The organism is Pseudomonas brassicacearum, from assembly GCF_003732175.1.
GTDB lineage: Bacteria > Pseudomonadota > Gammaproteobacteria > Pseudomonadales > Pseudomonadaceae > Aquipseudomonas > Aquipseudomonas brassicacearum_G.
The window spans coordinates 313,735-338,444 of record NZ_MOBI01000009.1 but is presented as its reverse complement, the minus strand read 5'-3'; the positions used below and the strand labels follow the sequence as shown (position 1 = coordinate 338,444).

General features: G+C 54.1%; 27 protein-coding genes and 1 tRNA gene. 12 read left to right on the top strand and 16 right to left on the bottom strand.

What is annotated here, in order from left to right:
• Positions 1-670 precede the first annotated feature (670 nt).
• Positions 671-952 carry a DUF3077 domain-containing protein gene (locus BK658_RS09575; protein ID WP_123582102.1) on the bottom strand — a complete coding sequence of 94 codons (282 nt, stop codon included), beginning with the start codon at positions 950-952 and terminating at the stop codon, positions 671-673.
• A 629-nt stretch (positions 953-1,581) separates the two neighbouring features.
• Between BK658_RS09575 and BK658_RS09570 the strand changes: the two genes are divergently transcribed.
• From BK658_RS09570 to BK658_RS09540, 7 genes are all read left to right on the top strand, one after another.
• Positions 1,582-1,899 (top strand): transcriptional regulator, encoded by a 318-nt coding sequence (locus tag BK658_RS09570; protein WP_123582101.1) that lies wholly within the window; start codon positions 1,582-1,584, stop codon positions 1,897-1,899.
• Positions 1,889-2,173, top strand: coding sequence for a helix-turn-helix domain-containing protein (locus BK658_RS09565; RefSeq protein WP_178098747.1), 285 nt, complete (start codon positions 1,889-1,891; stop codon positions 2,171-2,173). The genes BK658_RS09570 and BK658_RS09565 overlap by 11 nt, the downstream gene beginning before the upstream one ends.
• Positions 2,174-2,589: 416 nt before the next feature.
• Entirely contained in the window at positions 2,590-2,805 is a 216-nt protein-coding gene (locus tag BK658_RS09560) for a tautomerase family protein (protein ID WP_123582100.1), read from the top strand.
• Positions 2,802-3,458 (top strand): DsbA family oxidoreductase, encoded by a 657-nt coding sequence (locus BK658_RS09555; protein WP_123582099.1) that lies wholly within the window; start codon positions 2,802-2,804, stop codon positions 3,456-3,458. Before BK658_RS09560 ends, BK658_RS09555 begins: the two co-directional genes overlap by 4 nt.
• Positions 3,459-3,499: 41 nt before the next feature.
• The gene (locus tag BK658_RS09550; RefSeq protein WP_123582098.1) at positions 3,500-4,210 is read left to right on the top strand and encodes an SDR family NAD(P)-dependent oxidoreductase; all 711 of its coding nucleotides are present in this window, start codon (positions 3,500-3,502) and stop codon (positions 4,208-4,210) included.
• A gap of 247 nt (positions 4,211-4,457) precedes the next feature.
• Complete coding sequence (locus tag BK658_RS09545; RefSeq protein WP_123582097.1) at positions 4,458-4,856, top strand: carboxymuconolactone decarboxylase family protein; 399 nt, start codon at positions 4,458-4,460, stop codon at positions 4,854-4,856.
• Positions 4,822-5,145 (top strand): hypothetical protein, encoded by a 324-nt coding sequence (locus tag BK658_RS09540; RefSeq protein WP_259740072.1) that lies wholly within the window; start codon positions 4,822-4,824, stop codon positions 5,143-5,145. Before BK658_RS09545 ends, BK658_RS09540 begins: the two co-directional genes overlap by 35 nt.
• Positions 5,146-5,217: 72 nt before the next feature.
• Here BK658_RS09540 and BK658_RS09535 read toward each other — a convergent pair.
• From BK658_RS09535 to BK658_RS09500, 8 genes are all read right to left on the bottom strand, one after another.
• Positions 5,218-5,293, bottom strand: a tRNA-Thr gene (locus BK658_RS09535).
• Between the two features lie 137 nt (positions 5,294-5,430).
• Positions 5,431-5,958: a serine acetyltransferase gene (locus BK658_RS09530; RefSeq protein WP_123582095.1), complete on the bottom strand. Its 528-nt coding sequence runs from the start codon at positions 5,956-5,958 to the stop codon at positions 5,431-5,433.
• A 34-nt stretch (positions 5,959-5,992) separates the two neighbouring features.
• The gene (locus tag BK658_RS09525) at positions 5,993-6,814 is read right to left on the bottom strand and encodes an FkbM family methyltransferase (RefSeq protein ID WP_123582094.1); all 822 of its coding nucleotides are present in this window, start codon (positions 6,812-6,814) and stop codon (positions 5,993-5,995) included.
• A gap of 342 nt (positions 6,815-7,156) precedes the next feature.
• Positions 7,157-8,386 (bottom strand): methyltransferase, encoded by a 1,230-nt coding sequence (locus BK658_RS09520; protein WP_123582093.1) that lies wholly within the window; start codon positions 8,384-8,386, stop codon positions 7,157-7,159.
• Positions 8,367-9,056, bottom strand: coding sequence for an ABC transporter permease (locus BK658_RS09515; RefSeq protein ID WP_071552393.1), 690 nt, complete (start codon positions 9,054-9,056; stop codon positions 8,367-8,369). Before BK658_RS09515 ends, BK658_RS09520 begins: the two co-directional genes overlap by 20 nt.
• On the bottom strand, positions 9,053-9,748 hold the full coding sequence (locus BK658_RS09510; RefSeq protein WP_123582092.1) for an ABC transporter permease: 696 nt from the start codon (positions 9,746-9,748) through the stop codon (positions 9,053-9,055). The genes BK658_RS09515 and BK658_RS09510 overlap by 4 nt, the downstream gene beginning before the upstream one ends.
• A 78-nt stretch (positions 9,749-9,826) precedes the next feature.
• On the bottom strand, positions 9,827-10,582 hold the full coding sequence (locus BK658_RS09505; protein WP_123582091.1) for an ABC transporter substrate-binding protein: 756 nt from the start codon (positions 10,580-10,582) through the stop codon (positions 9,827-9,829).
• Positions 10,583-10,595: 13 nt separating this feature from the next.
• Complete coding sequence (locus BK658_RS09500) at positions 10,596-11,369, bottom strand: ABC transporter ATP-binding protein (protein ID WP_123582090.1); 774 nt, start codon at positions 11,367-11,369, stop codon at positions 10,596-10,598.
• A 554-nt stretch (positions 11,370-11,923) separates the two neighbouring features.
• Between BK658_RS09500 and gabP the strand changes: the two genes are divergently transcribed.
• Positions 11,924-13,315 (top strand): GABA permease, encoded by a 1,392-nt coding sequence (gene gabP, locus BK658_RS09495; RefSeq protein ID WP_123582089.1) that lies wholly within the window; start codon positions 11,924-11,926, stop codon positions 13,313-13,315.
• A gap of 79 nt (positions 13,316-13,394) precedes the next feature.
• On the opposite strand, the gene BK658_RS09490 is transcribed toward gabP, so the two are convergent.
• The 3 genes from BK658_RS09490 to BK658_RS09480 are packed head-to-tail and all read right to left on the bottom strand — an operon-like array spanning position 13,395 to position 15,273.
• Positions 13,395-13,847 (bottom strand): hypothetical protein, encoded by a 453-nt coding sequence (locus BK658_RS09490; RefSeq protein ID WP_123582088.1) that lies wholly within the window; start codon positions 13,845-13,847, stop codon positions 13,395-13,397.
• A 6-nt stretch (positions 13,848-13,853) separates the two neighbouring features.
• Entirely contained in the window at positions 13,854-14,270 is a 417-nt protein-coding gene (locus BK658_RS09485) for a hypothetical protein (RefSeq protein WP_123582087.1), read from the bottom strand.
• Positions 14,271-14,307: 37 nt separating this feature from the next.
• Positions 14,308-15,273, bottom strand: a complete 966-nt coding sequence (locus BK658_RS09480; RefSeq protein ID WP_123582086.1) for an alpha/beta hydrolase family protein — start codon at positions 15,271-15,273, stop codon at positions 14,308-14,310.
• A gap of 245 nt (positions 15,274-15,518) precedes the next feature.
• On the opposite strand from BK658_RS09480, the gene BK658_RS09475 reads away from it, so the two are divergent.
• Positions 15,519-15,974, top strand: coding sequence for a carboxypeptidase regulatory-like domain-containing protein (locus BK658_RS09475; protein ID WP_123582085.1), 456 nt, complete (start codon positions 15,519-15,521; stop codon positions 15,972-15,974).
• A gap of 466 nt (positions 15,975-16,440) precedes the next feature.
• On the top strand, positions 16,441-16,812 hold the full coding sequence (locus BK658_RS09470; protein WP_123582084.1) for a hypothetical protein: 372 nt from the start codon (positions 16,441-16,443) through the stop codon (positions 16,810-16,812).
• Between the two features lie 253 nt (positions 16,813-17,065).
• On the opposite strand, the gene BK658_RS09465 is transcribed toward BK658_RS09470, so the two are convergent.
• From BK658_RS09465 to BK658_RS09450, 4 genes are all read right to left on the bottom strand, one after another.
• Positions 17,066-17,785 carry a hypothetical protein gene (locus tag BK658_RS09465; protein ID WP_123582083.1) on the bottom strand — a complete coding sequence of 240 codons (720 nt, stop codon included), beginning with the start codon at positions 17,783-17,785 and terminating at the stop codon, positions 17,066-17,068.
• Positions 17,778-18,308 carry a hypothetical protein gene (locus tag BK658_RS09460; protein WP_123582082.1) on the bottom strand — a complete coding sequence of 177 codons (531 nt, stop codon included), beginning with the start codon at positions 18,306-18,308 and terminating at the stop codon, positions 17,778-17,780. The genes BK658_RS09465 and BK658_RS09460 overlap by 8 nt, the downstream gene beginning before the upstream one ends.
• Positions 18,301-19,134: a ParA family protein gene (locus BK658_RS09455; protein ID WP_123582081.1), complete on the bottom strand. Its 834-nt coding sequence runs from the start codon at positions 19,132-19,134 to the stop codon at positions 18,301-18,303. The genes BK658_RS09460 and BK658_RS09455 overlap by 8 nt, the downstream gene beginning before the upstream one ends.
• Positions 19,135-19,571: 437 nt before the next feature.
• Positions 19,572-20,570 (bottom strand): PD-(D/E)XK nuclease family protein, encoded by a 999-nt coding sequence (locus BK658_RS09450; protein ID WP_148049711.1) that lies wholly within the window; start codon positions 20,568-20,570, stop codon positions 19,572-19,574.
• A 603-nt stretch (positions 20,571-21,173) separates the two neighbouring features.
• On the opposite strand from BK658_RS09450, the gene BK658_RS09445 reads away from it, so the two are divergent.
• Both BK658_RS09445 and BK658_RS09440 read left to right on the top strand, forming a co-directional pair.
• Positions 21,174-22,283: a tyrosine-type recombinase/integrase gene (locus tag BK658_RS09445; RefSeq protein ID WP_123582079.1), complete on the top strand. Its 1,110-nt coding sequence runs from the start codon at positions 21,174-21,176 to the stop codon at positions 22,281-22,283.
• Positions 22,280-24,481 (top strand): DUF927 domain-containing protein, encoded by a 2,202-nt coding sequence (locus tag BK658_RS09440; protein WP_123582078.1) that lies wholly within the window; start codon positions 22,280-22,282, stop codon positions 24,479-24,481. Before BK658_RS09445 ends, BK658_RS09440 begins: the two co-directional genes overlap by 4 nt.
• The last annotated feature ends 229 nt before the right edge of the window (positions 24,482-24,710 follow it).

The following is a 24,710-nucleotide window of genomic DNA, read 5'->3' as shown; positions in this document are numbered from 1 at the left end:
ATTTCTTGCGGCCAAAGGTCAAGCAATAGGGCTTAACTGATCGGCATTAGCCTGATTAGGCTGCTTTTCTTGATGAGGTTGCTTGATATTGTGCTCCCTCAAGCAGGGGAGGAGAGGTCTCACCCGGGCGCTGATTTTCAGGCCATCAACGGGGTTCCTAACGCCGACTATCGCCACCTGAAGGCAGTCGGTTTCGCGCTCTCGGGTCGATTTTCTGCCACAGATGACGCATGTGTCAACCTGAACGCAAGTCATGCGTCGGTGGTCATCAGAATCAGGAGAATCCGTGCAGCGGTATCCGATATTTAACGATGTGATGACAACCACTGGCGTGCGTACGCCCATCCGCTACGTCTAGAGCGCCAGCAGCCGCAAGATCTCGTTCGTGTTTGAAGTCAGCGAGGTCTGAGACACACGTACGAAAAGCCCCGAATCATTCGGCAATGCTGTTCACTTAAGCCGATGTTTCAGGCACAACCGCAGTTGTGGCGAGGGAGCTTGCTCCCGCTGGGGCGCGAAGCGGCCCTGAATTGGGCCTGCTACGCAGTCCAGCGGGAGCAAGCTCCCTCGCCACAGATACTTCTCAGGCCTCCAGACTTCCTTCAGTGAACAGCATTGCCGAATGATTCGGGGCTTTTTCTTGCGTGCGGATCAGGTTCAGGTCACGACGTTACTGACTGTGGTTATTACCCGGCGCGCCCAGCACCTTCACCACATCATCGATCACCGCCTTACTCATCTCCTGCAAATAGTGCGATGCCCAGGCATAGCGGTCCGTATTGCGCTCCATCGCCGCGTCTTCGGCCAGCAGTTTGGAGAGGTGGAGCAAGTCGGAAACGTGGGACAAGGCTTCGCGGATCGGCACGCCGCTGTTGACGCGGAAGAGGGGTTGGTCGGAATGGATGGAGAAGGGCGTGAGGCCGGCGGTTGTCAGGTCTTGGGGGTTGGTCATTGGACACCTCCGAGGGTTGGGAGGTCGCTTGTGATGGTATGTGCTTGAAAGGTGTTCGAGGGATTAGCGCGGTGATTGCAAATGCAGGCTTTGGACGGATTTATGGTGTGCATTGTCTAGCTCCTTGACTGTTGGGAGCCGCAACCGTCCTTCCTACGGGATTGGGTGGCGGCCGTACGCGGGGTAGGAATACCGGGAATCAAGGCACCCGGCACACCCGAAGGTGTCCCGCGCACAGCCACCATTGCACGATATCGCGGACACAAAAAAAGCGCCTGCAATAGCTGATGGGGCGCTGTTGCGCCTTGATTAACTCGGGTTCCTACGCCCGTTCGCTGATTTGGCAGCGACGACTGAAGGTTAGCGTGTGAGGGGAGGGGCTGCAAGCGTGGCGAATTGGAGATTATGGCCGAGAGAGTTTTAGTGAGAATTATGGCTGGGCAATAATTATTGCCCAGCCATAATTTTCATAATTTCGACGATCAAGTGCCAAAGGCTCTAGAGCAAGGGCTATAGCTGACCACCCTCTTTTCGACGATGGGATGATTTCGGCTTGGTGCTCATGGGCAAGATCCAATCAGACAAACGTGCATTGCTTGGCTATACGGCTACGCCGTATAGTCGGGCTCATGTACACCATTATCGAAACGGAAATTTTCAAGCGCTATGCTGAGTCCATCTGGGACGATGGCGAACGTTATGAGTTCATTACTTGGCTGGCAGCTAATCCGTTGGCCGGTGATGTGGTTCCTGGCAGCGGCGGCTTGCGCAAGGTTCGTTGGTCCCGTAGCGGGATGGGCAAACGAGGTGGTACACGTGTCATTTACTACAACACGCTTTCCGAAGGCTCTATCTGGTTGCTGATCGCCTACACCAAGGCGAAGTTCGACAATTTACCCGCAGCCTTCCTCAAGCAGCTGAAGGAGGAAATCAGCAATGGACAATGAACTGGAACAGTTCCAAAAGGACTTGCTGGACTCTGTGCGTCAAATGAAAGCCGGCAAAGTTGCTCGCCTGACAGAGGTGCCGCTGTCAGCGGCTGCCGAAGCACGGGCCAAAGTGGGTATTTCTCAAAATGCGTTCGCCAAGCTGCTCGGTGTCAGTTTGCGAACGTTGCAGGACTGGGAGCAGGGGCGGCGGCAGCCCACGGGAGCGGCACAAACGCTGTTGCGTGTTGCAAGTCAGCATCCCGAAGCTCTGCGTGATCTGCAGGCGGTTTGACCCGTCAAGTACTGTGGTGGGTGCTGCCTGTTGTGCGGAGTGAGGTCGGTGGTGGGAGGACAAACAACTCCCCCTCAGTCTTCGCTTAGACGCGAGCGATAATCTCCGCGTCTCTATAAACCTTCCCCCAGTAACAACAAAGGCCTCGCATTTCTGCGAGGCCTTTGTTTTGTATGGTGCCGGCACTATTTGGGTTCGCCATCTGTACAGCCAGTTCAGGGCTCCAAAATCAGCGCTCCTCTAGGACTTTTCAGGGGAGGCGAGCTGGTTTAGATAGATCAATATCCTGCCCATATTCATTACATCACGTTACTAATGATGTGCTTGAACCCATATTTATCCCGCCAAAGCAACGTCATACAGTCATCTCCACCACCTGCCCATCATCCCGAAGGGAAGGTCACTGGAGAGTCGTCATGCCTTTCGTCAGCGTACGCATTACCCGCGATGGCGTTACCTCAGAGCAGAAAGCTCAGGTGATCGCCGAAATCACTGAAACCCTGGAGCGGGTCCTCAACAAACGCCCGGAGCTGACCCACATCGTGATCGAAGAAGTCGACACCGATAACTGGGGTTATGCCGGGATCACCACCACCCAGTACCGAAAACAACTGGCAGAGGGGCAGTCATGAATCGGCCCGTCACCATCGATTTCATCTCCGACGTGGTGTGCCCGTGGTGCGCCTTGGGTGTGACGGCATTGGAGCAAGCCATCGAGAACCTAGCTGGGGAAGTTCCGGTCGAGCTGACCTTCAAACCCTTCGAGTTGAACCCGGACATGCCGGCCGAAGGTGAGAACGCGGTCCAGCACCTGATGCGCAAATACGGGCGCAGCGCCGAGGACATCGCGGCCGGCAAAGCGATGCAGATCGCCCGTGGTCAAGCCATCGGTTTCACGTTCGATCTGGAGAAACGCAGTCACTTCTACAACACCTTTGATGCTCACCGTCTGTTGTTCTGGGCATTGCAGGAAGGGCGGCAGATCGAACTGAAGAAAGGCTTGCTGCGCGCTTATTTCAGCGACGGCCAAAACCCGAGCGATCGAGAGACGCTGGTACGTCTGGCGGCCGAAGCGGGTCTGGATGCGGCGCGTGCGCGTGGGGTGTTGGCGTCCGGAGTGTTTGCCAAGGAGGTGCGTGAGCTTGAAGCGTTTTACAGCGAGCACGGCATCAACTCGGTGCCAGCCATGATCCTCAACGGTCGTCACCTGGTGTCCGGTTCGCAATCGGTCGAGTACTACGAACAGATGCTGAGGCAAATGGCGCAGGCCCCCGCCGAAGCCTGATTGATCCCTTTTAAAACTCCATTATTTTGTAGAGGTTCATCATGAGCAATTCGAAAAAAGTCATTGTTATTACCGGCGCATCTCAAGGTCTTGGCGCGGGTATGGTCAAGGCCTTCCGTGATCTCGATTACCGGGTGGTTGCCACCTCGCGTTCGATCAAACCGTCCACGGATCCGGAGATCCTCACCGTGGCGGGTGACATCGGCGACCCGGCGATCGCCGAGCGCGTGATTCGTGAAGCGATCGCACGTTTTGGCCGTATCGACACCCTGGTCAACAATGCCGGGATCTTCGTTGCCAAGCCGTTCACCGCGTATACCCACGAAGACTACGCTGCTGTGCTGTCGGTGAACCTGAATGGCTTCTTCTACATCACCCAACTCGCCATCACCGAGATGGAAAAACAAGGCCGCGGCCACGTCGTCAACATCACCACCAGCCTGACAGACCACGCGGTCGACGGCGTGCCATCGGTACTGGCATCGTTGACCAAAGGTGGCCTCAACGCCGCAACCAAATCCCTGGCCATCGAATACGCCAAGCGCGGCATTCGCGTGAACGCGGTCAGCCCCGGCATCATCAAAACGCCGATGCACGCCGAAGAAACCCACGAAGCGCTGGGCAATTTGCACCCGGTCGGGCACATGGGCGAGATCAGCGACATCGCCCAAGCCGTTGTGTATCTGGACTCCGCCGGATTCGTCACCGGCGAAATCCTGCACGTCGATGGCGGTCAGAGCGCCGGTCACTAAGACCTGCTTTTCCAAACCCCGGAAACGACAAAGCCCTCGCATCGCTGCGGGGGCTTTGTTTGATAACTCCAAGCATTTAGTGGTTCGTCATTGCGCCAAAAAAGTCTAAATCCATCCTGTTGTTTCTACGATATTTAAGGATTCGTTGCTGGAGTTGTCCTGCTGCCGGCTCTGGCATGGCCGCCAGCGAACTAAACTAAGTTGTACCTCTGGTATAGATGTCTCCAGAGAGGTAAGGAGGTGCCAAATGGCCATTCGTGATACCTATCGGGAAATTGAACAGACCCTGGGTCAGGTACCGGAGTGGATCAAGCAGATGCCGGAAGGTGCAGCGAACGGATTCTGGGGCGTAGCCCGGGACTTCTGGCTGGCGGAAACCAGGATTCCTAACAAGTACAAGGAGTTGATAGGACTGGCAGTGTCCGGGGCGACCCGTTGTAAGTATTGCGCCCTGTTCCATACCGAAGCCGCGCGCTTGTTTGGCGCGAGCGACGAGGAAATTTCCGAAGCCAGCTTTATGGGGTCGCTGACCATGATGGGCAGCACCTTTATTAACGCCCAGCAGATCGACTACGAGCAGTTCCGGCAGGAAACGCTGAGTATCGTCCGGTATGTCAAAGAACACTCGCAACCCAAAGCCGCATAAGCCGTTGCGGGAACCCGCCCTTCGCCAACTGACGAAGGATAAATTGATTGCAATCACCGGCGATGGTCCGAGGACCACCGCTCGGTGGCAAGCGGCTGTGATGCGAGCCATCAGCGAACTCATGCAATACAGCGATAGCGCCCGCGAAGAAAACCAGGACCTGCGTATTCCCTTCGCCAAAGCACTCCATGACCTCTATGCGGGACAGAAGTCCGACGCCGAATTGACGGAAATGGTGTTGCTGATGCTGGAAGTGGAAACCGCTCCTTTTCTTGGCAAAGAGTTCTAGGCGGGAGCACGGGTTTTTCCAAACCCTGGAAACAACAAAGCCCTCGCATTGCTGCGAGGGCTTCGTTTTGTATGGTGCCGGCACCAGGAGTCGAACCCGGGACCTACTGATTACAAGTCAGTTGCTCTACCAACTGAGCTATACCGGCGTGTTGGGCGACGATTATAGCGATTGGCGGGGTTCTGTAAACCCCTGATTACTGACTATTTTTCAGCAGGACTCTGACAAGGCTCGCGCCCTTGTGTGTGCTTGGGCGCTCCGTGGCTGGTTTCGATCAATCTGCGGTTATCGCGCGTTGTAAAAAGTGCTGTCCGCCGGGATGCTTTTGTTGACGAATGACATGGCCCCGATCGTGACGTTGTCACCGATTGAGAGGCTGTCGGCGATGATGCAGCTGTTCGCCCCGACGCTGACGTTGTCGCCAATTACCAGGTCGTACTCGTCCAGGCCCATGGTTTTGATGCCGATCGTTGTGTTTTGGCGAATGAAGAAATTCCGACCGATTTTGACGTAGCCGGTGATGACGACTCCAGGCAGGTGGCCGATGCGAAAACCCGGTCCTATCTCGGCATCAATGCTGATGTCGACCCCGTACTTGAGGTTGATTTTCCTCTCCATGCGCTTGGCGTAGAGCCGCGCGAACGCATTTCCGCTATTCAGGTACTGGGCAAGCCTGAACCAGAATAAATACCGGAGGGTGTTGTTCCTTCTGATTCTTCTGAGGATGTTGCTGATCAACCCGATGCGGCTTCCGGGTTTTTTCTTGTTCGAGACTTCTGAGCGCCAGTGCAGGATCAAGGTGTCGAGAGTCATAACGTTTTTTCCGCCTGATGTGAGGTCTGAAGCGTCAGGTGCGAGCCAGCACGTTCTTGAGTGTCTGAATCGCCCGCCACGAGCGGCTGTTGCGCAGTGCGTGCAGCTCGGCCTCTGCGCGGTCGGCGCGTTGGCGTTCGGCGTTCAGTGCGGTTTCGAGGTCTGCAACCGGGTGGCTGAACTTGTGGCCTTTGCAGAACTGGAAGTCGTCCAGATTGCACGGCGGGATCTCGAATGCAGGCTTGAGGTTCAGGTGTTCTTCGGCCAGGTAGAAGGTGTTGATACCGTCGAACAGTACGGGGTGGTAACCGGCCTCGGTGACGATTTTTTCCCAGGTCTGGTCGCGGTTCCATGGGGTTTCAATAAGCATGATCCACGGCCGCCATTGGACGAAGTCCATGCCGCGCAGAACAGTTTCTTCGTGGCCTTCGACGTCGATTTTCAGGAAGTGGATCGGGCCTTTGACGTGTTCTTCGCAAATCGACGCCAGGGTGCGTGAGGTGACGGTCTGGGTCTGTACGTGCATGCCCGCGTCTTTGTGCTGCCGGGCGATGGCCGGGTCGAGGGTCGACAGGCCGGTGTCGGCGATGCCGTAGAACGTCAGGGCTTCAGCGGTTTCGCCAGCGACGCATTGCAGGTTGATGTCTTTGGGGCGTTGCTGGCACAGCGCGTCGTAATAAACCTGCACCGGTTCGACGTTGATGCCACCCCAGCCGTGGTCGTAGAACGCCTTGGTGACCGAGTCATGGACGGGGTGGTTGGCCCCGATGTCGATGTAGAGGCCGTTTTCGACGTTTTTGAGGGTGCGCCACAGTCGTATGTCTTCGAAATTCTGTGCGTAAGAAATGAACGTCACTGTGGCTTCCTGTCGGTCAGAAAATCTTGTTCGTGGGCGCGCCATCGGCTCCCTTGCCTGCCTGTATAACAAGGGTGGTTGTCAGGCGCAATTTCCCGCTCGTGGCATCCGGGTTTCGGCGGTTATGTCCTTTTGGCTGAATGCTTATGCACAACGGGACGGGCGAGGGAGGCAAGCACAGCGGTTTTTGTGGATCCGTTCTCATTTTCTTGCAAATGATTGTTTTACGGGTTTTTTATTCTGATGAACAAAAGATGACCAACAGTGTTTCAGTCTCGAAACAGCGTATTTGTTGGATCCATGAATATTCCATCAACAGAGTTATCCACAGGCTGTCGCTGTTTAAGAGCGTTCCGCCAGGAGCAGTAAATTGCGCGGTGTGAGTGGGGTTTCGCAGAAGGTTCCAAGGCGAACGGCGTAGCCACGTTCAAAGAGGAAGAGTGCCTGATCGAGTACCAGCCACAGCTCCAGCGGGCGCCGGAACAGGCCACGCAGCAGCTCCAGATTGCGTACTTCGGCCAGCCGCTGCCAGCCGGCGGCTTCGAGTGCTGGCCAATCCTGCTCGCCGACTGTGGATAAGTCTTTCAGCGCAGCCAGGTCGCGGCAGTAATCGGCGAAGGGTTTATCCAGCCAGGCGTTGGGCAGCGACGGTGTTGGCAGGTAGTCGTCACAGCCGCGCAGTTGCCGTTGCAGCAGGTCGAATGCCAGTCGGCGGGCCATGGATATGTCGCGTTGACGTCGGACGCGGGCACCGGCGGTAACGGTTTCGCTCAGTGGCAGCGCGAGATCGTCGAGGGAAAGCTGTAGGCCGGAGCCTTTCGCTGCGACGGACAGTGGCTGGTACTGGCGAGCGCTGATGCGGTTATAACAGCAGGGCGCAATGGCCAGTTGTTTGCAGCCGGCCGCGCTGGCCAGTTGTATCAGCCGTACATGCAGATCGCCGCAGGCGTGCAGGGCGACCGGTGTCTGATCGGCGCTCAGACGCATCGCCGCATCGGCCACCATCACGTCTTGTTGAAGATGATTGACCGCGAGGTGATGGTGTTGGCTCAGCGCCTGACCGCTGGCGATCAGCGCCGGATCATATTCCAGGCAGGTCAGTTGTTGACCGGCTTGCAGCAGGCGTCGGCCCAAATGACCCTTGCCCGAGCACCAGTCCAGCCAGTGCCGGGTTTTTTCGGCAAATTGCAGGCAACCGGCGAACGCTTCGATCTGCTGCCATTTACGGCCGGGCACGTCGACGTTCAGCCGTCGGGTCGCAGGCTCGGTCGTATGAACGGGAAGGTCACCTACAGCGCTGAGGGCAATGGACCGCGCGGCCAGTCCTGGAAAAGGCGCGGGCGCCAGAAGATGCTCAGGATGGTTATGGCTGGTATCCGCGTCTTCCAGCGAACGCTGGCGTAGCCAATCTGCCAATTCGGGATAGGCCGTTTCCCACGGCAGTTGCCGATGGGTAAACGGCCTCGGTCGCCAGAGCGTCTGGTGTTCAGTCAGGAACTCGTCCAGCGCCTTGAAGCGGGCGAGCAACTGCTCGCCCGCAAGCACTGGCCGATCAGCGCCCCTGGCAGGCATCGACGCGCAACCAGCGCTCCAGCAGCTTGAAGCCACGCACCAGGATGTAGGCCATCAACAGGTAGAACATGCCCGCCGCGAAGAAGATCTCCACGGGCAGGTAGGTCCGGGCAATGATGGTGCGGGCCATGCCGGTCAGTTCCAGCAAGGTCACGGTGCTGGCCAGGGCGCTGGCCTTGAGCATCAGGATCACTTCGTTGCTGTAGGCCGGTAGGCCGATACGCGCGGCACGCGGCAGGATGATGTAGAACAGCGCCGTGGGGCGCGACATGCCCAACGCCCGTGCGGCTTCGATCTCGCCCTTCGGGATGGCCTGGATCGCCCCGCGCAGGATCTCGGCGATGTAGGCCGCAGTGTGCAGGGTCATGGTGGCGGTTGCGCACCAGAACGGATCGCGCAGGTACGGCCACATCGCGCTCGCGCGGACCGCATCGAACTGCGCCAGGCCGTAATAGACCAGAAACAGCTGCACCAGCAACGGCGTGCCACGGAAGAAGAAAATGTACGCGTAAGGCAGTGCGCGCACGTACCACAGGCGTGACGAGCGGGCGATGCCCAGCGGAATCGCCAGCAGCAAGCCGAGGACGACGGCGATGGCCACCAGTTCCAGGGTCAGGGTCGCGCCCTGTGCCAGTTTCGGCAGCCACTTGATGATGACTTCCCAGTTCATTGCGTGCTCCTCGCGAAGCCGCGAGCGGCGCGTTTTTCCAGCAGGTGCATGCCGGTCATGGCCAGAATCGTCAGGCCCAGGTACATGAAGGCCGCGACCATGTAGAAGGTGAACGGCTGCTTGGTCATGGTCACGCCGTTTTGCGCGTGACGCATGATTTCTTCCAGGCCGATCACCGACACCAGTGCGGTGTCCTTCATCAGGATCATGAACAGGTTGCCCAGACCCGGCAGGGCGATGCGCCACATTTGCGGCATGATCAGCCGGGTGAAAATCCGCAATTTCGACAAGCCCAGTGCTACGCCGGCTTCACGGTGACCCTTGGGGATCGCCAGAATCGCCCCGCGAAAGACTTCGGTGGCATAGGCGCCGAAGCACAGGCCCAAGGCGATCACGCCAGCGGCGAAGGCATTGAGCGCGAGATTGGGGTTGCCGAAAAACTCGCCCAAGGCACGCATCAGGTTGACCGTGCCAAAGTAGATCAACAGCACCCAGAGCAATTCCGGGATACCGCGAACCAGGGTCGAGTAAGTGCCGCCAAGCCATTGCAACGGCTTGTACGGGGAAGTCTTGGCCAAGGCGCCGAGCAGGCCGAGCACCAGTCCCAGGCATAACGCCGAGAGGGCCAGTTTGACGGTCATCAGCGCACCAGCGGCGAGCGCCGGGCCGAATCCGTAGAGGTCGATAGTCATGGATTTCTATTCAGGTTGCCGCAGGCATTGCCAAGGACCGGCACCGTCAGAGAGCGGCGCCGGTCAGGCCAGTCAGAATCAATAGATGCTGAGCGGGAAGTACTTGTCGTTGATCTTTTTGTAGGTGCCGTCAGAGACGATTTCTTTCAATGCGGCATTCAGCTTGTTACGCAGTTCGTCCTGCCCCTTGCGCACGGCAATGCCGATTTTGTCGCTGGCGACAACCGGCTCGCCTTTGAACTCATAGTCTTTGCCGGCGTCGCTTTTCAGCCAGTCGTAGTTGGCATATTTGTCGGCGAGGATCGCATCGACGCGACCGGAGGTCAGGTCCAGGTAGGCGTTTTCCTGAGTGTCATACAGCTTGATGGTGACGTCGTTGCCGTAATTGTCCTCAAGCCAGGTGCCGGCCAGGGTGGCGCGCTGGGTGCCGATGATCTTGCCTTTGAGCGAGGCCTTGTCGGTTTTGAGGTCGACGTTTTTCGGTGCGATGAACTGCAGTTTGTTCGAGTAGTACGGGTCGGTGAAATCAACGGCCTGCTTGCGTTCCTCGGTGATCGACAGCGAAGAAACCAGGAAATCGAACTTCTTGGCGTTCAGTGCTGGAATGATGCCGTCCCAGTCAGAGGTGACGACTTCGCATTCGACCCGCATCTTGGCGCACAGGGCGTCGCCGATGTCTTTGTCGAAACCGACCACCTGGCCGCTGGCATCTTTATTGTTGAACGGTGGGTAAGCCGCTTCGATGCCCATCTTCAGTTTTTCGGCAGCCATTGCATTGGCCGAAAACACCAGTGTGGCGGCCGCGGCCAGGAGGAGTTTCTTGTAAGTCTGCATGTAGGTAGCTCCGTTAGCGGTTGCTGGACATGAATTGTTTGCAGCGCGCCGAAAGCGGGTTTTCGAACACCTGCTGGGGCGATCCTTGCTCTTCGATGAGCCCCTGGTGAAGGAACACCACTTCGCTGGACACCTGACGGGCGAAGCCCATTTCGTGGGTGACCAACAGCATGGTGCGACCTTCTTCGGCCAGGGCGCGGATCACGTTTAGTACTTCCTGAACCATTTCCGGGTCAAGCGCGGAAGTCGGCTCATCAAACAGAATGACTTTGGGTTGCATCGCCAGAGTGCGGGCGATGGCGGCGCGTTGTTGCTGGCCACCGGAAAGTTCTGCCGGGTAGGCGTGACGTTTGTCGGCGATACCGACCTTGGCCAGCAAGGCTTCTGCCACTTCGATGGCTTCGGCCTTGCTTTGCCCGAGGACGCGGCGCGGGGCTTCGATGATGTTGTCGAGCACGCTCATGTGCGGCCACAGGTTAAAGTTTTGAAATACAAAACCGATTTCGCTGCGCAGGCGGTTGATCTGCTTGCCGTCGGCGGCGACCAGTTCGCCGTTTTTCGCAGGCTTGAGCTTGAGCTCTTCGCCGGCCACCAGAATCTGGCCCTGGTGCGGGTTTTCGAGCAGGTTGATACAGCGCAGGAAAGTGGACTTGCCGGAACCGGAGGAACCCAGGATCGAGATCACATCGCCGTCGCGTGCGGTCAGCGAGACGCCTTTGAGCACCTCAAGCGTCCCGTAGCGTTTGTGCAAGTTGCGGATTTCAAGCGCGGGCGCGGCCTCAGCCATGTGCGGTCCTCATTGTGTCTGTTGTGCTCCTGCTGTTGGCCGGGCATTCCTGGTGAGGCGCCAAGCTAGCATGGCGGTCGAATGGCGGCCAACAGCCCCACGGGGCGTAGACGGGCAGTGCGTGACCGGTTGTCGCCTCAGCGCAGCAGTCTGTCGCGCCATCAACAACCCATCCCCCGTTTGAAGCCATGTCTGCGCGGGTGTCGCGTAAAAAAAGGCGCGATGGTGCCAGCTTTGGCCGGGTGTTGGAAGCGCTAACCGGACAAACGTTCCCGATCCGCACTTTTATTGTGCGAGAGCCGTTTTTCAGGTGTGTTTCTGGTGCATGAATTCGTCCATGAAGTGTGTGGCAGGGTAACGCTCTGGCGAAGTGCCATTAATTTCAATGGCTTGCGATGACTGCTCAGTCGCCGTACAGCCCGCGTAAACCGGCGGAGTGAAACATTTTGGCGCAATTATTGCGTGCAGAATAAGGAACGCCCCGTTGGATTCTTTTTACGAGAAGGAACATCAGACGGACGTGCACGCACGCATTCCTCACAAAGGTAGATTCAATGAGCAGTACGCAAAGCTCTAATGGCCTCGAACAGGGGCTTAAACCGCGCCATGTGACCATGTTGTCGATTGCCGGTGTTATCGGCGCCGGTCTGTTCGTTGGCTCGGGTCACGCCATCGCCGCCGCCGGCCCGGCCGTGCTGTTGGCCTACGCTGCCGCCGGTATGCTGGTAGTGCTGGTCATGCGCATGCTTGGCGAAATGGCCGTTGCTTCTCCGGACACGGGCTCTTTCTCGACCTATGCCGATCGCGCCATCGGTCACTGGGCCGGTTTCACCATCGGCTGGCTCTACTGGTGGTTCTGGGTTCTGGTAATCCCGCTGGAGGCCAACGCCGCCGCGACTATCCTGCATGCCTGGTTCCCTGACGTGGCCATCTGGGCATTTACCCTGATCATCACGTTGCTGCTGACAGTGACCAACCTGTTCAGCGTGAAGAACTACGGTGAGTTCGAATTCTGGTTCGCTCTGATCAAGGTCCTGGCGATCATCGGTTTCATTGTCCTTGGTGTTATGGCGATCTTCGGCTTCCTGCCAGGCAGCCAGGTCAGCGGCGTTTCGCACCTGTTCGACACCCAGGGCTTCTTGCCAAACGGCATGGGCGCTGTACTGGGCGCGATCCTGACTACCATGTTTTCCTTCATGGGCACCGAGATCGTGACCATCGCGGCCGCGGAGTCGAAGAACCCTGGCCGGCAAATCTCCAAGGCCACGAATTCGGTGATCTGGCGGATTGGCTTGTTCTACCTCGTATCGATCTTCATCGTTGTGGCCCTGGTGCCATGGAACGACCCGGTTCTGGCCAGCGTTGGTTCCTATCAGACCGTGCTTGAGCGCATGGGCATCCCGAATGCCAAGCTGATCGTCGACCTCGTGGTGCTGGTTGCTGTGACCAGTTGCCTGAACTCGGCGCTGTACACCGCATCCCGCATGATGTTCTCCCTGGGCAAGCGTGGCGATGCACCGGCCGTTTCCCAGCGTACCAACAAGAGCGGCACGCCGTACTGGGCCGTCATGTTGTCTACCTGCGCGGCGTTCCTCGCGGTGTTCGCCAACTACATGGCCCCGGCTGCGGTGTTCGAGTTCCTGCTGGCCAGCTCCGGCGCTATTGCGCTGTTGGTGTACCTGGTGATCGCGATTTCGCAACTGCGCATGCGCAAACAGCGCATGGCACGCGGTGAAAAAATCGCCTTCAGCATGTGGCTGTTCCCGGGCCTGACCTATGCGGTGATCATATTCATCGTGGCGGCCCTGACCATCATGCTGTTTCAGGATGCCCATCGTGTGGAAATCCTTGCCACGGGGCTGTTGAGCCTTTTGGTGGTGGCTGCCGGTTTGTTTGTGGCTCGCCGTCGCAAACTGGAACAGCGTGGCGCGGTAGCGTTGAGCTGATTCGCCCCGCGTAATGCAAAACGGCCGCTGTCAGGAATGACAAGCGGCCGTTTTTGTTTTCGCAAGCTTCAGGGGCGGGTTATTCGGCTTTTGCCTCAGGCTCTTCCAGCGACTCGCGGTAGCTGTCCAGTGCATTGCCGAAGTCGGTGATGAACTGCGGCTCTGTGAGCCAGGCCTGGGCGGCCTCGCGGTCCACACCGTCGGTCCACATGCGATAGTCGATCAGCATGTCGGCGGCCAGGTGAGTGGCGGCCATGGCGTCGTTCTCGGCGTTTTCCATGTCCAGCAACTCTGGATGGTCGCTGATGATCTCGGCGAGGTTCGACAGCAGGGTCAGCAGCATGTCGTTGCGGCCGATGGCTTCGGCGTCACGCATTTTGCTGAACATCGCCAGGGTGTACTCAGGAATCGGTGCGCCGAGTTCGCCCAGGTCATCGTCGAGCGCAGCGGGCTTTCTGCCGTGAATATTGATTTGCCTGGCTTTGAGCTTGGCGCGTTTGGCGCGTTTCTGTTGCTTGTTCAGGGATGCCATGGGAACTCAGTTCGGTTTCTGTTGGGTTTGGGCCGCGATGGCGTCGGACGCCGCCACGTAGTCTGCCTGGAAGGCTGGTGATTCGATCCACGCCAGGGCGCCGGCTTCGTCCGTCTCGGTGGACCACTGGCGATACTCGATCAGCGCGGCGAGGATGAAGTCCATCGCGCCTTCCTCGCCTTCCTGTTCGTACACCAGCTCCAGCAACGGGTCTTCCAGGAAGGCCGCGCACATCGCTTGCTGGCTGGTTTTTTCGGCGTCGATCATTTTTTTGAACAGTTCAGTCAGGTCCACCGATTCGAAGTCGATGCGATCGTCGTTCGGATCCAGCTCGACCGGTGCGGCGGCCCGTTGAGTGCGGTTCTGCTTGGCCTTCGCTTTAGCGCGGGTAGCGCGTTTGTGTTGTTTGTTCGCGGATGCCATGGGCGTCGTTCCGTATTTCGTTGAGAGGGCAGGCCACTCAGCTGCGTGGCACTCGCCGCCCGGGGGTGTCGGGTGTCAGCTCGCCGTTTTGCAGCCATGACAATGCAATGGGCCATAGTGTGGCTTGGTATGGGCTGCGAAAAAAGGCGAAATGTCCGACTTCTTCTTCGCCGATGTCTTCTGGGGCGATTCGCAGGTGGGTGTTTGTGCTGCTGGTGAAGTAGCTGAGCAGGCGTTCGATGGCAGCAATTGTGCCGTAGGGATCGTCGCTGAGGCTGATGGCCAGGGTTTGTGCGGTGACGCTGGCGAAGGGCAGCCGGCCGTTTCTGGCGTGGATCGCGCGACCGCTGGGGCGCTTCTCGTAGCGGGCGGTGGGCGCGCTCCAGTCGCGAACCACACCGGCGGGTGTGTCCTCCAGCCAGCCGAGGCGCTTGCCGGGGAAGTAGCCGCAGACCCGCGTCACCAGCGGCATCAGCAGGTGCCACTTGCTGAACATCCGCCAGCGATGGGCTGGCGCATAGTCGCGCCAGTAGGCGAACTGCGCGCCGACGGTCACCAGACGGCGGATCATGTGCCCTGAAGCGCCCAACCCCGCTGCACAGCCGCCGAAACTGTGGCCGACCACATCGATGGGCTGGCCGGGAAACTCCCGCTGGGCGCGTTTGAGGATCGCTTCGAAATCCAGCGCGCCCCAGTCGGTCCATGAAGCCTGAAGCCCTTTCAGCGATGCCGGCCGAGACTCGCCGATGCCGCGGTAGTCATAGGTGATGACATCGAAGCCATTGGCGAACAGGTAATCGGCGAAGCGCGAGTAGTGCCGGCAGCGGACTGAGGTGGCGGCGTTGATGATGACGACCGGACGCATTGCGTCCACGAGGGCGTGTCGCCAGGTGAGGCCGCCAAGGATGAAACCATCGGCGGCAGGCTCCCTGAAGGACTTGCTTTGCGTTTCTGTGGCTGACGATTCTGGCCTGAGCGTGGAAGGTACGCTTTGTAGATTCATCGGCTGAGCCCTGACGATGACGAGCCCAAGAATGAACTTCAACGTTGGCGTTTTGCAACGTTTTGGCGTCGACGGTCACGTGCGATGCCGTGCATCACGTACAGGAGGATCTGGTTCGGGTGTGCTGAGTGTTTGGTCCGTTTTGCACTGAGCTCAAGTCCGAATCGATATAAAACCCTGATCCTCGGTCAGCAATCAAAAAAGGTGTAACAGATAGGGTTCTGTGGAGCCCGGGAGTCGTCATCATGAGGTACGTTCATTCACTTATGCTGCCCCTTGCGGCTGCCGGCTTACTGATGCTTCCCGTCATGTCGCGGGCTGCCAGTGTCGAGCCGATCGACAGTTCAGCCGTGCAAGTCCAGCAGCAACAGCAAAACGGGATCACCTACCTGTCCGGTGGTATCGGTGAGGATGAGTCAAAGGCCATTCAGCAAACCAAGGGCTACAACCTGCACATGACCTTCTCCACCGGGTCGGAGAATAAATATGTTCCCGATGTAGATCTGGTCATTCAGAGCGCCCCAGGGAAAACCGTGCTGACCCTGAGTCAAGCCGGTCCTCTGGTTTACGTTCAGCTACCCGCTGGCAAGTACACCGTTGTCGCGACGCGTAATGGTGAAGTGCTGCGTGATACCGCCGACGTCGGCAACGGTGCTGCACGCAATCTGGTCTTCCACTGGAAGGGCAATAGTAATAGTTAGGGAAGACGGGCTTTTGCGCGATGCCATTAAATCGCAGGCATAAAAAAACCCTGAATCTTGCGATTCAGGGTTTTCGGTATTTGGTGCCAGAGACGGAATCGAACCGCCGACACGGGGATTTTCAAAACCTGTGAACTTCCTTCCGCATTTGAGGAACGGCTGGTAATCCTTGCCCTATCTCAAATTCGCCAGCGTCGTGCCCGGCCAGAAACGGGCCAGATGGCTTCAAAAGCTTCCGGACGTACCGGAGGAGCACCGGAGCGAGAAGGGCGGATTGCCGCTGGTTTTCGACGCACTGCGCGCACCGCGTAACATTTGTGCAAGCACGAAACGCAAATGAACATAGAGTGCTGTCTATCGATCTAGACTGAATGATAGCTATTGGTTAGCATCAATTGACTGCGATGCTGAGCTAACATTTGGGAAGAGCAGGCGAGACCATCGAAAACAGGAAATGGTGTACCGTATGAGTGATCAAGAAATAGTTCCGATTTCCGAGCTTCAAGTGAATGGAATCAATCTGAGTGATGCTATTCTGCAAGGTCAATCAATGATTGAAGACCTGAAATCTAAAGGAGTCCGCGAAGCAACTTTTGATAATGGTGCTTACTTTAACCACAACTCATCCACTGCTACAACAACACTCGCGGCGGATGGAATAATTTTGGAACAACGGCAGCACACTACTACAATAGTACTGAGGAATGATGCAAGCAATCAGTTAGAAGCTTTGGCAGAGGTCAGAGAAATTGCAACTCAAAAGACCTTAGGAGCCTTTTCAGGCCATTCCCAGCCTTGGATTTCTCAAAAGCTCGGTGAAAGTAACGAAGACCAATAGTCTTCAATGAGTGTTAGGTTTGACGCCAGGCTATTGGCGTCGGCTTCTGTTGCTAAGAAATGTAACTTAGAAGTTAATTTTAAGTGGCTCGTTCAACACTACCTCTAGTAAGCCGTCGATAGCTATTGAGGTAAAGTTTTAGGTGCCTGCTTGATGTTTAGTTTGCCTTTGATAAATGGCTGTCAATAGCTGCTAGTGGTTTAGTGACGATGTCATGCTATGCCAATTATAGCCCGCCTTGATCCAAGAGCAATTAGTTGAAATCTGCTATTAAAGGCTTCATCGATTTGGTAACTGTGTTAAGAATGTTTTCTTGGTTTCGATGGTGCATAGTATGGAAAAATTTATTAAATAGAAGGCAAATCATGAGAGTGAGGTTCTTTGTTGTGCGAACAAAAATATCTTTTGTCTCGCCAGCCTTCTTTTTCCGATATACAGGTAGCCCATCTAAAGAGCTAAGTTGGTCCATGTTTTCAAAAGATGCGGTATGCGTATCGCCGCAAAGTATTTTATAATCTGCGTGAAGTTGAGAGAAGGAGCCTTTGATTGCGGCGTGTTTGTTGAAAATTTCTAATGATGCAGAAGATTCAAATAGTTTGAAAACATTTTTTTCTTTTAGTTGTGTAGGGTCCTCGATAGCACCAACTGCTCGAATAAAGTTCTCGATGCCGGCACGCAGCATTATTCTAGAAGTTTTATAGCTGCCATTAATCCAGTTAAATAGTGATGCGCCTAAGTCCGAAACGGTTTCGGAAATTCTTAGCCAGACATCTGAGGTAAAAGTTTGTATCTCTGCGTTAATTTCTTCCTTGCGAGATGAGATTTCAGCGTGCCATGTAATTGCCGAAAAATAACACTTGTGCATGGACTTCATAGCGTCAACATAAGAGCGATCGCTTAAGTTTTCAGCGATTGAGTAATTGCTGATATAGTCTTGAAGCGCCGTGAAGTCGTGAGTGCATTCTCTAGTCATTCTGAAGCCCAAGTTTTATTATGGTTTCATTCCAGGAAAAACCGATTGAGCTCTTCTCGTTTATCATGAAGCTAAGCTTCTCTGAACTTCCGGTGATAGAGGATAGTGCAAGAACTAAATTTTCTAGTTTGGCGTCATCTAAGTCATTAGCTTCGCAAACGATTAGTCCGATAAGCTCATATTTTGAACGTTTTTCTACTCTGGATATATCAATGCCTAATACTTCATTGGCAAATTCTGCTATATCCTCGTTGCGCGAAAAAAGTTTAATGTCTTGGAAAAGTCTTGGTAAAACGCCAATGAGATAGTGGATGTTTGGGTTTGGAGAGATGTAATTGTCAGCAGAACCGCTTTTTGGTTCAGGTGATAATAGCTTGGTGCGTAGGATTGTTGGTACTTCGCTTAACTTTAAGTTCTTTTTCGAATCTAACAACCACGATAGCTCCTCAATGAAATCTATCGCATATCTTACCTTTGTGTCGTCAGTAACGTCTTTTGATTTTGATTTCTTTGTGTCACGCATCGTCTGAGACTCGATTGGTGAATTCAGTTGTGATCAGTGTTAGTGCCATCTTTGCGTCGTAATCGTCACCGTCAAGTATTTGTGACTGCTCAAGTTGATTTTTGGCAATGGCTGTGCGCTTAACCATATAGTTAGAATAAAGGTACTCCCCCCATGTTTTTTCATTGGTGAGGTAGTTTTTTGCGTTTTGAAATACGGTCGTTTGGGTTTCTGCTATGGTAAGAACAAGTCCTGCACAACGAATGTTTAAGTTGAAGTTGTCTTTCTTTTCTTCGATAATGCTTCTGAGAAGATCTATTCCCGTTAGTGAAATAGGGTCGGCTTTAACGGGAATCAAATAATAGTCTGATGCAATTAATGCACTAGTCATCCAGATAGATGGGGTGGGTGGTGTGTCGATTACAACGTAGTCATACTTGTCTTCAAGTGTTTTTACGTAATTTTTTAAGCGATTCTCACGACCGTCTCCAGGGGCCATCTCGAGACGATAAAGCTCAAGGTTGCCAGGTAAAAGGTCTAGATTTTTTTTGATTTTTATAACTTCCACTTCATCAAGGTTCTTGAGTGGGGAAGTTTTAGTGGCTTTTACACTGCTTGGGATTATTCGTTTGCGATCAAATATTTTGAATACCGTATCTTTATTATCGCTTACATGCTGAACATATTGAGTTGGAGTCATCAGGCACTGAGTTGCGTTGAACTGAGGGTCAACGTCTATTACCAAAACTCGACTATTATGTCGTGCTGCTAAGCAGTCTGCTAAGTTGATAGCGAGCGTTGTTTTGGCTACGCCTCCTTTCATGTTTATTAAACTAACAACTTTCAAGATGCCTTCCTTGTTTAATGTTGAGGCATGGCTGCCTTCAAATGGATATTATTTTTTAAACACGTTATTTTGCTTGGCTTATTTTTAATGCCGCGCAACGCCTTGTACGCTACTGAATCAGTTCGAAAATGTCTACCTTTTATGAGTAAACCATGCTGAGAACACGTTGGTAGAACAACCAACTCTCAGGTGAGGCGAAGATTCCTCTGCATTCGCGGTGCCGATGGCCTTTTCATGCGTCAAAACCTCGCACTCTGACTAGTCTACCCAAAGGGGGGGCGGCTTACCTGGGGGCATACGATTTCATGCGCCGCTAGACGGCTTAGCCATTTACGATTCAATGTATCCAATTCTAGGCCTCCTCCAAAAGAAGCGGTCAGAGGAATGTCTACGTAGTTAAAGGTGACTACACCTGCATCTGGACAAACACGAAATCATTATTCGAGTGAGTAGTAGCGAGATTGAAATTTGGTAGTGAATTCTGCTAGTAACTCTTTGATTTTGGTATATGGATTTTCGTCAAAGAAAAAAATGATGACTTCACTTTCTCTCACACCTTTGTTCGAAAGCTTGCCGGGCTTCAAATCGTAAGGCGCAATAATGTCTGATGCTAACTTGCGCAAAGCCTGTAAGCGCTGCTTTTTATGGGCGGCAATCTCAGGCCGGTCCTTAGAAATTGCCGCGTATTGGTTGATTCGTAGATAGGTTCTCCCTGCGCGGGAGTCCACTCTCCAAAATAACGTTTCGTTTTTACCCTCGTAGTAATTCTCACGCCGACAAATATCTAGCTGAGTCCAAGGGGTGCCGTTCATGTTGACGCCTTTCTTGAATTTCAAAAAAAGGTCACTGTTCTTGAGCTGGTCATAGAGCTCGCCGATGAGGTGGCGCTGGCCTATGGCGCTTTGAAACGCTGTCGGACAGGAGCTAGCTAAGCTCGCGAAAACCTTTTCTTCCTCGGAAATCCAGACGTCTTTCAGGAACGCGCAGTACTGATCGATGATTGGGTGGTATGGAGCTAGAAAGCTAATCGCTTGATAGAAATCATGGGCGGATATGAGCTGATAACCCTGTAGATTCTGCCGCTCCCAGGTGTCGACATAGCCGATTTTAAAGTAGATGTACTTGTCGCAATTCGGGAAGCGCTCCCGATAACGATTTAGTTGATCAGAATGAAAGGTTGACGAGGTCTTGTTCTCAAACAATATACAGCGGGGCGTGTTGTTGACCTTAAAATGCAGCAGTAGATCGACATTCCCAGATTGAAGCTGTGGTTCGATTTTATCCGGTATTTCGCCTTCAGCGGTGAGCCCCAGAGCGTTAAAAACCTGAGAACGATAATCCGCGATACTTGGGTTGACCTCCAACTCTGTAAAAAACCAAGCTAAGAAAGCATCGGTACTGAGTTCCTTAGGTGCGTACATGAAGAGATTATTCAACGTTTCTTCCTTGAGTAGGTGGTTTGAGGCAAGGACCGCGACGACCATTATCCGCTGAACTCGCCTTCTCGTAGGGTTACTGTCTGCGTCACTCGGGTTCCCGGCTTTACCCTTTTTCGGGCTGCTGATTCATAGCGTACGAGCAAACGAAGTGCCTGGTAATCCAGTGCATTCGTGGTGGTGCTGCCTGTCCAGAAAGCGCCATGGTTTCATGCCACGGGCACCGCGTGACTGAAACACTGAAAATTTCAGCATCTCTGAATCGAGCGTGGAAACTGCAATGTTGCTACCGTTCGTCGGCTCTGCCGATCGGCTAAATTTGCACCTGGAACGATATTTGCTCAACCGTTTTGGCAAGGATGTCCTTCTTAAAACGGTTTTTGAGCAGAGTCGCCCTTGTAAAAAAATAGATAAAAGCCAAATACCCCAAAAATAAACACCTGGCCAAAGCACGTTGATCTCATTAGATTCGTTTTAGTCAGTTCGGCCAGGGTCTTTCGGGCACTTGCCATACTGCCGAATACTAATAGCTTCACTAATTTACTTACTAGATGGACACCAAAATGAATATTTACAACACAAAACATTGTGTGGAGAATCCATATGCCCGTTCCAAAGACAGTAAAACAACACGAAAGAAGAGATCCCGTTGTAAAAAGCCTGATTGTGATTAACTATCCAGGTACTGATAGTATTACTTATTGCGTGCGTGGAACGACTAAAGGGCGTCGGCGATCAACATTAGGGACGTCCAAGGACCTGACTTTAACGCAGGCCCGAATCAAGGCATTGGAAGTTCAAGGAGCTGGTCACAATAATGCTTCTTTGACGCTTTCCCAGGTCTTCGAGCAGTACGAACAGTCCGGCGAGTACAGCGGCAAGCGCAGTATGGGGCGTGAGCGTAAACGCTACGATTCTGCTGTTGAACCAATTCTTGGTAGAAAAGAAATCAAAGCCATCAGCTTGGCTGATATTCAAACCGTTTTGGCATCGCTACGCCCATCACTAAGTGATGCGACGAAGAACCGCTATTTGGCCATGGTGCGCTCCATCTTTCGGTTTGCGGTAGATCACGACTATTGCGAGAAAGATCCCACCCGCAGCATAAAACTGAAGCGCGAGGTGCCGGTTAAGCTGTATGAGGTCAACAATGAGCTCATTGATCGCCTCGGCGTAGCGGTTAACTGGCTGGAAGACCGTTTTCCTCGGACCTCCTGCCTCGTGGAGTTTCTCTTACTAACGGGGATGCGCTTGGGGGAGGCACTACCCTTGACGTGGTCGGATGTCGATTTCACGCTACAGCAGATCACCTTGAGGACAACCAAAAGCGGTCGGGTCAGGCACGTGCCCATCAGCGAAGAATGCGTAGAGGTGCTTGATAGGCTTGCTGAGGTTACCGCTGACTTTCCCGCAGGTGGCTGGCTGTTTCCTTCGTCATTTGGTTCGTCGCACATGACCCGGCCAGTGCGCCCGTGGAAAAAAGCGTGTCGGGCAGCAGGACTCCCCTCGTCATTACGCTTTCATGATTTGCGTCATATTTTTGCCTCAGCCTGCGTCAAGGATGGTATCCCGCTGTACACGGTACAAGGGCTGTTGGGGCATTCCTCCATCAGAATGACGGAGCGTTATTCCGCCTTGGCGTCTTCAGATTTGTTGAAGGCCAGTTGTCGTGTTTCAAGTGCCCTTGCCTTCCGTGCAGGGGGTGCGAAATGAGGAAGTTTTTTTCAAGTGATGAATTGAGTTATGAAGTTGCTGATGCGGTGCTATTGGCTGACGGATACCCCCTTGACGGTGAAATGCTCACACTCTCGTATATTCATAGCGTCGAGTTTAACGAAAATACAGTGATATTTTCAATATCAAGTAATCATCAGGATTATATAAAGCTCCTGCCGAAGTTGAAGAAGTACTGTTTGGTTTTTATATCAAGTGTTGGGGCCTTTTTACCATTTAGTAAAAACGACATTGCCGATAATAAATTGCTGTCATTTTTAGAGCAGTCTTTGTCGGGGATCGGTTTAAATATTGACACCGGACGGTTTGATAAAGATTCGCTGCATGGTCAGTGGTCAGTGCCTGAGAGCGGCGTAGAACCGCATGCTCATCCCTTTGATTTTCTGAGACTCATCGAATCTTGCGACATGGGTTTGATTGAGTCGATGTACGGGCATAGTCAGCTAAAGGGCTTTGAGTTCTCGTTAGAAATGGTTCGGTTACGTAAGAAACAAGACGTCGAGGATGTTGCGCCATGTATTTGGATCGATAGGGTATTATTGGATCCAGCTACTGAGATCTACTTTATGCGGATCAACATTCTGAGTCGCTCGGGGATGAAATATGGAGTGATATCGTCCGTTATCCCCAATACCGACCTTCAAGATTCCAAGAAGCTAACGGAATGGGTGCTATCCAGGACTCCGAGTGTCGTTGACCGTAAGTTATTGGGAGCTTTCGTTAAAGAACTCCTTCGACACGCTTTTACTCAACTAGACGCTCAGGTTTGGATACGAACTGAGGGATGGATTCGAGGTGAGGACGGGGCAATCGAAGGCTGTGCTTGTGGTCAGGAGCTGCTGCTGGCTCCGGGGGTTGACCCTGATCGGTTTCACATGGATATCGTCGCACCGAGGCTTGCGCAGATCGGAACACTCGGTGGCTGGAATGATGCTGTTCTGGCCCCTGTCAGTCGGAACTTTACGCTCCTTGGGGCGATACAACTCGGAATGGCAGGGCTGATGGTCGATCTGGTGCCCGGAGTGTCATCCTCCGTAATCAACTTCTTCGGCGGAGCAGGTCGGGGCAAGACCTTGTTGTTATCTACAGTGGCTAGCCTGTATGGCAATACCGGTGCACCGGGGCAAAGTAAACCCGGTCAGGTGGGCAAGCCTATGATTGAGACTTTTGGTTCAACACAACGAGCACTTCAGGCAAAAGGCCAACAAACGTCGGTCGGCCCATTTTTGATTGATGAAATTGGTAGCAACACCTACGGCGACCTCGACAATTACGTCTATGACACGGGTAACGGCAGTGGCCGTACGAAGCTTAGCGGCAACGGGGATGTACTAGAGTCGCCATCCAAAACGTTGTTCGTCCTGACGACCGGTGAAGTATCCATCATGTCGTTGGTCAGCCGTAACGCCAAGCAGGGCATTTTTGATCGTGGTGTGGATATCAATGTGGGGGGTGGCGATGTCAGCTTTGAAGGGGAAGATACCGACGACTTCGCTTTCCTGCAGGACGACATCAAAAAAGCGCTTTCTGCAGCTATTCCGCATCAGTACGGTACGGTGGCCCCGGCGTTTGTCCGAGCTCTTTTAGCTGAAATGAAAAGCCAAAGCTGGGAGCTTGAGCTTGCCAACAGGCACTGGGAACTAGCTGACGCATTGCCTCGCTACGTCAGCCAGGTTGGCCCAGATCGGGTTTTATGGCGATTTGCGTTGGCAGCGCTGGCGGGGGAGGTGGCTTTGCGAAATGGCGTATTCAGCGAACAGTATGTGGATTCGGATGACCTCTTTAACGGGGTGCTGGTGTGTGCTCATCGCTGGGTCACCACTCGCTGGAATCATCTGTATGTTCTGGCCGATGCTCTATGTTCGCAAAAGCGCATTCCGTACTCCACACCAAAGTCCGGGCTAGTGCTTTATCGTCACAAAGCTCAGAGCGGCGGCATGCCCACGTTAATGATTGCCAAAGATTTTATGGAAGAAATTTTTCCGGGGCGCAATCAAGTTGAAACGATCAGTAAGCGGTTCAAGGAAGATAATCTTATTGTTCGTTCTGATCCTGGGCGTCATACGGTAGGCAAGGAGCCGTACTACCACCTCAAAACCGAATGGTTGCTGGAACATCAGATCGAATGGTCTGAGGAGCGGGAGCGCTTCGAGGCTATTGAATTACCTGAGATGTGAGTGTCTTCCTGGGCTTATTGTTTCGATCTGAATCGTCACCCTGCTTCCTGTGAGCGTTAACTTTCTACGCAATAAGCCCTACGTCCTCTAGGAAGGCGTGGGGCTTTTGTGTTTTTAAAGGCTCGTTGCTAAATGAAGTGTTCGCCCGGTACTGACCCGCCCCTGCGCTGGTTGTGTATCGGCACCGGGCAAACGGCGCTTAGGATACCGCATCGCACTTCATCCCCCC

Bases quoted from the DNA above. Each gene is read 5' to 3' on its own strand.
- BK658_RS09575 (WP_123582102.1), bottom strand. From the start codon at position 952: ATGACCAACCCCCAAGACCTGACAACCGCCGGCCTCACGCCCTTCTCC.
- BK658_RS09570 (WP_123582101.1), top strand. From the start codon at position 1,582: ATGTACACCATTATCGAAACGGAAATTTTCAAGCGCTATGCTGAGTCC.
- BK658_RS09565 (WP_178098747.1), top strand. From the start codon at position 1,889: ATGGACAATGAACTGGAACAGTTCCAAAAGGACTTGCTGGACTCTGTG.
- BK658_RS09560 (WP_123582100.1), top strand. From the start codon at position 2,590: ATGCCTTTCGTCAGCGTACGCATTACCCGCGATGGCGTTACCTCAGAG.
- BK658_RS09555 (WP_123582099.1), top strand. From the start codon at position 2,802: ATGAATCGGCCCGTCACCATCGATTTCATCTCCGACGTGGTGTGCCCG.
- BK658_RS09550 (WP_123582098.1), top strand. From the start codon at position 3,500: ATGAGCAATTCGAAAAAAGTCATTGTTATTACCGGCGCATCTCAAGGT.
- BK658_RS09545 (WP_123582097.1), top strand. From the start codon at position 4,458: ATGGCCATTCGTGATACCTATCGGGAAATTGAACAGACCCTGGGTCAG.
- BK658_RS09540 (WP_259740072.1), top strand. From the start codon at position 4,822: ATGTCAAAGAACACTCGCAACCCAAAGCCGCATAAGCCGTTGCGGGAA.
- BK658_RS09530 (WP_123582095.1), bottom strand. From the start codon at position 5,958: ATGACTCTCGACACCTTGATCCTGCACTGGCGCTCAGAAGTCTCGAAC.
- BK658_RS09520 (WP_123582093.1), bottom strand. From the start codon at position 8,386: ATGCCTGCCAGGGGCGCTGATCGGCCAGTGCTTGCGGGCGAGCAGTTG.
- BK658_RS09515 (WP_071552393.1), bottom strand. From the start codon at position 9,056: ATGAACTGGGAAGTCATCATCAAGTGGCTGCCGAAACTGGCACAGGGC.
- BK658_RS09510 (WP_123582092.1), bottom strand. From the start codon at position 9,748: ATGACTATCGACCTCTACGGATTCGGCCCGGCGCTCGCCGCTGGTGCG.
- BK658_RS09505 (WP_123582091.1), bottom strand. From the start codon at position 10,582: ATGCAGACTTACAAGAAACTCCTCCTGGCCGCGGCCGCCACACTGGTG.
- BK658_RS09500 (WP_123582090.1), bottom strand. From the start codon at position 11,369: ATGGCTGAGGCCGCGCCCGCGCTTGAAATCCGCAACTTGCACAAACGC.
- gabP (WP_123582089.1), top strand. From the start codon at position 11,924: ATGAGCAGTACGCAAAGCTCTAATGGCCTCGAACAGGGGCTTAAACCG.
- BK658_RS09490 (WP_123582088.1), bottom strand. From the start codon at position 13,847: ATGGCATCCCTGAACAAGCAACAGAAACGCGCCAAACGCGCCAAGCTC.
- BK658_RS09485 (WP_123582087.1), bottom strand. From the start codon at position 14,270: ATGGCATCCGCGAACAAACAACACAAACGCGCTACCCGCGCTAAAGCG.
- BK658_RS09480 (WP_123582086.1), bottom strand. From the start codon at position 15,273: ATGAATCTACAAAGCGTACCTTCCACGCTCAGGCCAGAATCGTCAGCC.
- BK658_RS09475 (WP_123582085.1), top strand. From the start codon at position 15,519: ATGAGGTACGTTCATTCACTTATGCTGCCCCTTGCGGCTGCCGGCTTA.
- BK658_RS09470 (WP_123582084.1), top strand. From the start codon at position 16,441: ATGAGTGATCAAGAAATAGTTCCGATTTCCGAGCTTCAAGTGAATGGA.
- BK658_RS09465 (WP_123582083.1), bottom strand. From the start codon at position 17,785: ATGACTAGAGAATGCACTCACGACTTCACGGCGCTTCAAGACTATATC.
- BK658_RS09460 (WP_123582082.1), bottom strand. From the start codon at position 18,308: ATGCGTGACACAAAGAAATCAAAATCAAAAGACGTTACTGACGACACA.
- BK658_RS09445 (WP_123582079.1), top strand. From the start codon at position 21,174: ATGCCCGTTCCAAAGACAGTAAAACAACACGAAAGAAGAGATCCCGTT.
- BK658_RS09440 (WP_123582078.1), top strand. From the start codon at position 22,280: ATGAGGAAGTTTTTTTCAAGTGATGAATTGAGTTATGAAGTTGCTGAT.